5 protein-coding genes and 1 pseudogene are annotated in these 6,317 nt (G+C 44.1%); 3 read left to right on the top strand and 3 right to left on the bottom strand.

Annotation, left to right across the window (positions count from 1 at the left end):
* The first annotated feature begins 176 nt into the window (after positions 1-176).
* The gene (locus BT105_RS08290) at positions 177-2,003 is read left to right on the top strand and encodes a glycoside hydrolase family 3 protein (RefSeq protein WP_072300281.1); all 1,827 of its coding nucleotides are present in this window, start codon (positions 177-179) and stop codon (positions 2,001-2,003) included.
* 244 nt (positions 2,004-2,247) lie between these two features.
* Positions 2,248-3,813 (top strand): endo-1,4-beta-xylanase, encoded by a 1,566-nt coding sequence (locus BT105_RS08295; RefSeq protein WP_072300282.1) that lies wholly within the window; start codon positions 2,248-2,250, stop codon positions 3,811-3,813.
* A 137-nt stretch (positions 3,814-3,950) separates the two neighbouring features.
* On the opposite strand, the gene BT105_RS08300 is transcribed toward BT105_RS08295, so the two are convergent.
* Genes BT105_RS08300 through BT105_RS08310 form a run of 3 tightly spaced genes read right to left on the bottom strand, consistent with a single transcriptional unit; the run spans position 3,951 to position 5,633 of the window.
* Complete coding sequence (locus BT105_RS08300) at positions 3,951-4,487, bottom strand: GNAT family N-acetyltransferase (protein ID WP_072300283.1); 537 nt, start codon at positions 4,485-4,487, stop codon at positions 3,951-3,953.
* Positions 4,488-4,522: 35 nt separating this feature from the next.
* Positions 4,523-5,089 carry a chromate transporter gene (locus BT105_RS08305; RefSeq protein WP_072300284.1) on the bottom strand — a complete coding sequence of 189 codons (567 nt, stop codon included), beginning with the start codon at positions 5,087-5,089 and terminating at the stop codon, positions 4,523-4,525.
* Positions 5,076-5,633 (bottom strand): chromate transporter, encoded by a 558-nt coding sequence (locus BT105_RS08310; RefSeq protein ID WP_072300285.1) that lies wholly within the window; start codon positions 5,631-5,633, stop codon positions 5,076-5,078. Before BT105_RS08310 ends, BT105_RS08305 begins: the two co-directional genes overlap by 14 nt.
* A gap of 420 nt (positions 5,634-6,053) precedes the next feature.
* Between BT105_RS08310 and BT105_RS14820 the strand changes: the two are divergent.
* Positions 6,054-6,317 (top strand): annotated as a pseudogene (locus tag BT105_RS14820) (glycoside hydrolase family 3 protein); the annotation flags it as partial.

Consider the following 6,317-nt stretch of genomic DNA (forward strand, 5'->3'; position numbering starts at 1 on the left):
GGTTTCATAGTACTCATTGCATTTACATATTACAGCTCAGTTCAGAACTGATTACAATACAGAAACAACCCTTGCATTTGGTAAAATAATATGGTATTATATGAAATAATTATAACTCATTACTGTATACTCAAATAAACGCTCAACACCATTACCATTATCAAGGGGGATATAAAATGAAAAAAACGATCGCACTTATCATTTCACTGGCTATGCTTGCATCTGTGACAGCCTGCTCTGAAAAATCCGAAGCAACAAATTATCAGCAGTACACTGCCATGTCTCCGGAGGAAATAGTCGCAGGTATGACACTTGAGCAGAAGACTGCTCAGATGGTACAACCTGCCGTTTACAACGTCTCGGCTAAGACCATGAAGAAAAATGACTATGGCAGCATTCTCTCGACTACGGACTGTATCGACGCTGCAAAATGGCGAAAGACTGTTGATGATTTGCAGAATGCAGCTATCAGGTCGGAAGCAGGTATACCATACATCTACGGACAAGACGACGTTCACGGCGTTAATTATTGCAGAAATGCAGTATACTTCCCGCATAATATAGGACAAGGCGCTGCAAACGACGAGGAACTTGCCTATCAGGTGGGACTTATAACAGCTGACGAAGCAAAGCTGTGCCATATGCTGTGGAACTTCTCACCCTGCGTTGCTCAGTCCGTTGATCCGCGCTGGGGACGTACCTATGAGTCCTACGGTTCCGACCTTGAAACCATTACTAAGCTCAGCACAGCCTACACAAAGGGACTTATCGATGGCGGACTTGTTGCCTGCACAAAGCACTTTTTTGCTGACGGTAATGTTGTATACGGCACAGGTGAGCAGAGTGACGTTGGCAGGCTCATAGACCGAGGCGACGCTCAGCTCTCTGATGCTGAGATAGAGGAGCTTCTGAAAGTGTATCAGGCGCAGATCGACGCAGGAGTTCAAACCATTATGATAAGCCACTCGTCACTTAACGGCGTGAAGATGCACGAAAATAAAGAGTACATCATGAAGCTCAAAGACGAAATGGGATTTGAGGGTTTCATCGTCAGCGACTGGGACGCAGTTGGAAATACCTCCGCTTCTTCCTATAAAGAGCAGATAATCACAAGCGTAAACGCAGGTATTGATATGCTGATGGAGACTGAGCACTTTGAGGAGGCACGGGATATCATCATAGATGCAGTTGAAAGCGGTGATATAAGTCAGGAGCGTGTTGACGATGCTGTTACACGTATAATCAAGGTCAAGAAAGACGCAGGACTGTTTGACGATCCGCTGCTTGAAAACATAAAGACCGAACAGCAGGAAACAGGTTCCCCCGAATACAGAGCCGTTGCTGAGCAGCTTGTAGAAAAGAGCCTTGTTCTTCTCAAAAACAATAAAGAAGTGCTCCCGTTCAAGGAAGGCACAAAGATATACATCACAGGTCCTGCTTCCGATAACGGACAGGCGCAGTGCGGTGGTTGGACCATGTCATGGAATGGCGCTCCTACGGAGGATATTCCAGGTGTTACCACGATACTTGAGGCATTTGAGGAATATGCCGATGATTATGGAATAGAGGTCATAACCGATGACAAAAAAGCAGCAGATGCAGACGCGGTTCTCCTCTGCGTAGGCGAGCAGGCTTATGCCGAGTGGAACGGTGATACGGAGGATCTCGCGCTCTGCGGCTCATTGGGGCTTGAAGGAAATGCTGATGCTATAAAAGAAGCCAAGAAGCTCGGTAAACCCACAGTTACCTGCATTGTGGCAGGCAGAAACGTTATCCTTGACGAAAAGGACTACGATGGTTGGGACAGCGTCGTTATGTGCTATCTCCCCGGTTCAGAGGGCAAGGGCATCTCAGATGTGCTCTGCGGCTGTGCTGATTTTACAGGAAAGCTGCCTTTAGACTGGTATGGTTCGCTTGATCAGATAGGCACGGATAAATGCTTCCTCGGGCGTGGCTACGGACTTAGCTACGGTGAAGGCTTCAAACCGCGCAATGCTCAGTGAAATATAATTTATAAAAGGAGTGCCATACATACGGCGCTCCTTTTTTATGATAGATTTGATTTTTGCAGTATTATACTAAAAAATATGCCTCTTTATAGAGCGGATATTTTCAATAATGGTCAACTTTTTAAGACTTTTATATTAAACAACAAAAAACGCCTTGCATTCTCACAAAAAATATGTATAATAAAAGCATAGGTATAACATTTCGGTTGAAATAAATTTTAATGAGGGAGTGATATGTATGATTGGCAATACTATTAAAAAGGTCTTAGGTCTGACTGTTTCCGCTGCGATATTATCATTTTGCGTACCGTTTTCAGTTTCAGCTGACGATCAGGATGAAAGAAGCTACGTAAACAGCGGCAGTAATGCAGGCGATGAAAGCGACACAGCTTATGAGGCAGCAGGCTGTATTGGGCGCGTTGCTTCTCGCCAGAACCTTAATTACACCTACGAGAAGGGCGGCGACGGCTTTAAAGATTACATGGGACCGTATTTTCGCCTTGGTGCTGCTGTAACCGGTTATGAAATTAATAACTCAGTGGCTCAGGAGTTCATCAAGAAGAATTATAACTCGATCACATGCATGAACGAAATGAAGCCTGATTCAATAATTGCAGGCGTAAACGGTGATGAAGTAGATATAAGACTTAACAACGCAAAAGCAATACTCAAATTTGCAGAGCAGAACGGCATCGGAGTTCATGGTCATACGTTTGTATGGTACAGCCAGACACCCTCTTACCTTTTTCAGGATAATCACGAATATGTTTCCAAGGAGCGTATGAACAAGCGCCTTGAAAGTATGATAAAGAATACTTTTTCAGAGCTTCGGAGTCAATTCCCGAACCTCCAGGTCCATTCCTACGACGTATGCAACGAGCTGTTCATTAACGACGGCGGCGGAATGAGACCTGAAAGCGGCTCCAACTGGGCAAAAGTGTATGGCGAAGGAAACTCAGAGTTCGTTGTAAATGCCTTCAAGTATGCAAGAGAGTATGCTCCTGAGGATTGTAAGCTTTATCTCAGCGACTATAACGAGTACATGAGTAAAAAGACGGACGACATTATAAATATGGCAAAGACCATCATGAAAGAGGGCGACTATATCGACGGTATCGGTATGCAGGCTCACCTTATTTCAAGGTATTCTTCAGCAAGCGAATTTGAGACAGCTATCAAGCAGTTTGAGGCGCTTGGTCTTGACATTCAGATCACAGAGCTTGATATCTCGAGCAGCACGGGTCCTGTCGATGAGCTTTATCCGCAGATCTTTGAGGTAGCTATGAAGCATGCTAAGAACATCTCCTGCGTAACACTTTCGAGAACAACAGACGAGAGTGTCTGGAGAACCGACGACTATATACGTCTTCCGTTCAGAAACTATCAGCCTAAAAATTTTTACTATGACATTATAGCTCTTGCTGACAAGATAGATCCTCCAACAGTTACAACAACTAATACCCCCACAACAACAACAACTACTACCAATACCGCTACAACAACAGTTTCTGCTACAACAACAGATCCTGTTGATATTAAGGAACTCCTTGATTCAAAGGTTTCAATATGGGGTGATGCGAACTGCGACGACAATATTGATATGAGCGATACTGTAATTATAATGCAGTCTCTCGCTAATCCGAACAAATACAAGCTCACAGAGCAGGGCGCTTCAAATGCAGACGTTTACGAGGCAGGCGGCGGTATAACAACAAATGACGCAGCTGCTATACAGAAGTACCTCTTAGGTCTTATAAAGTCACTTCCAGAGAGCTATTCATCAAATGCAACTGCTGCAAAATAGACAACAACGACTACTACAGCTGTTAACTGCGAAACATAGTGACAGGCAGTCAAGAAGCTCTGCGCTATCTTATTTTATGACGGTGCAAGTACATAGAGAGAGCCCCACATCACTGGATCCAGTGGTGCGGGGCTTTTTCATTTCATCTGCTTTTCAAATCTGAACATTCCTGCAGGAAACTGAGGATCATCACACTCAAATTCCTCCAAAGGCATATCTCCCGGATGATGCTTGTTGAGATATTCCACAATATGAAATCCGCAGCGGTTGACGTAGAAATGAATATTTCTTGTCTCAAAATAAGGTGTGACAGTTTCCCAGACAGTAACTTCGGGATGCAGCTTCTCTATTGCACACCACGCCGCATATCCGATGCCTATGCTGTGAACCTCGGGCTTTATGAAAAGCAGTTCAAGATCACCGCGAGTGCCTGAGACTTTGATAACTGCGCCTCCGACAATTTTTCCGTCAGCGGTGATTCGTAATGCTTCACCAGAGGCAATGCAGTCTTCTATGGTTTCTCTGGAAATGATCTGCTCGTCAGTTTTATCTTCAAAATGAGCGTCACGCAGACCGAATTCCACCATTGCACCATAGTTGAAGGCTTCCTGATTGTCTTTTATAAACTGCTCACGATCTGATGACTCCAGCGGAATAAGTTTTACTTCTGTCATGTATCAGGTCTCCTTTTATTAAAATTGGTTGTCAGTTATAGTCCAAGTCCGTATCCTGCACCGATACCTATCGCAGCGGCAAGAAGTATCAGCTTTATGGGGTGTACCTTTTTGAACACAAGAACTGTGCTCAAAGCGAATATCCCAAGGAACAGCCAGAAGCTTACGGACGAGAAAGCTGCTGTCTGCAATCCGTTTGGGAAGAACACTGTTCTTGCCACTGACAGGAAAGCAGTTGCTATCATTCCGATGACCGCAGGCTTCAATCCGCTCATTGCGCCGTTGACAGCCTTGCTGCTTTTGAACTTTTCGTAGCATTTAGCAACAATAAGGATTATTATAAATGACGGCAGAACAACTCCGAGAGTTGCACATATACCTTCAAGGACTCCGCCTGTTCTGCTGCCGACAAATGTTGCCATATTCACAGCCAGCGGTCCCGGAGTGCTCTCACTCATTGCTACAAAGTCCACTAATTCTTCTTTGGTCAGCCAGCCCTGACGCTCTGCTTCGGCTTGTATCATGGCTATCATTGCATAGCCTCCGCCGAAAGTGAAAGTGCCTATTTTAAAGAACGAGAGAAAAAGCTTAAGGAGTATCATGCGTTTGCTCCTTTCTGCGTATTGCCGACCATATAATGCCGAATACTGCACAGCCAACAAGTACGAATACTGCATCTATCTTTGCAAAGGCAGTCAGTAAAAATGTCACACCCATAATGAAATACGCAAATGCGCCCTTTTTAGCTGCCTTGAACATCGACCACAGAGCTTTCAGTATCAACGCAAGCACAGCGGCTCTTATGCCCATGAATGCGTACTTCACAGCTCTGAACTCCTGAAAATGATGAAGCACCAATGATATCAGAGAGATTATCAGGAAAGAAGGCAGAACAACTCCGAGAGTGGCAAGGCAGGCTCCGATAAAGCCTGCTGTCCTGTAGCCGACAAAAGTTGCGGCGTTTATTGCGATAGGTCCGGGAGTAGACTCCGCTATTGCAACTATTTCAAGTATATCCTTTTCTTCCATCCATTTTTTGTTTGTGCAGACCTCGCGCTGTATGAGCGGTATCATAGCGTATCCGCCGCCGAATGTAAATGCTCCTATTTTCATAAATGTCAGGAACAGATCAAGTTTTTTATTCAAAATCGAATCACCCGAAATCAAGTATATCACACCAAGATGAGTGTGTCAATTGTAGATTTGTATTCTGAGCAATCGATAAGCTTATTGACAATATCACACAGATGTGTTGTGATCTGTCCAAGCACTTACAGGTACTGAAAATGACAAATAAAAAGACGCAGCGTGTACCTGAAAGAGTATGCCTGAGCCCATGACTTCGTAATAATCCAGAGAACTTTAACTGAATTACACATGAACATGGTTATATATGCTTGATAACAAGAAGCGCCTGATGACGGCAAATACTTTTACAGTATATGATCGCTCGCCTGAATGCATTTGCTTGCTTTTGTTTAAATAATATGATATAATATTAACATTAACTGATGGACTAAAATTACAATATCAGATATAATTTCAAACGTACCGAAAGGAGCAGACATGAGAAAAGCAATCGCATTATTACTTCCGCTGGCGCTGTTGGCTTCAACAGTCTCATGTGCGGAGAAAAAAACAAACTCATCATCATCAGATACGGCGACTGAATCGGAAATTGAAATCGCTTCCGACAGCACAGTTAAGGATCACGGTCCGAAATATCAGAGATACGCTTCTATGACTCCCGAGGAGATCGTAGGTGAGCTTACTCTCGAACAGAAAGCAAACCAAATGGTTCAGCCTGCGGTCTACAACATCACTACTGAT

It is taken from the genome of Ruminococcus flavefaciens, assembly GCF_900119075.1.
GTDB classification, from domain to species: domain Bacteria; phylum Bacillota; class Clostridia; order Oscillospirales; family Ruminococcaceae; genus Ruminococcus; species Ruminococcus flavefaciens_Q.

Bases quoted from the DNA above. Each gene is read 5' to 3' on its own strand.
- BT105_RS08305 (WP_072300284.1), bottom strand. From the start codon at position 5,089: ATGATACTCCTTAAGCTTTTTCTCTCGTTCTTTAAAATAGGCACTTTC.
- BT105_RS08300 (WP_072300283.1), bottom strand. From the start codon at position 4,487: ATGACAGAAGTAAAACTTATTCCGCTGGAGTCATCAGATCGTGAGCAG.
- BT105_RS08295 (WP_072300282.1), top strand. From the start codon at position 2,248: ATGATTGGCAATACTATTAAAAAGGTCTTAGGTCTGACTGTTTCCGCT.
- BT105_RS08290 (WP_072300281.1), top strand. From the start codon at position 177: ATGAAAAAAACGATCGCACTTATCATTTCACTGGCTATGCTTGCATCT.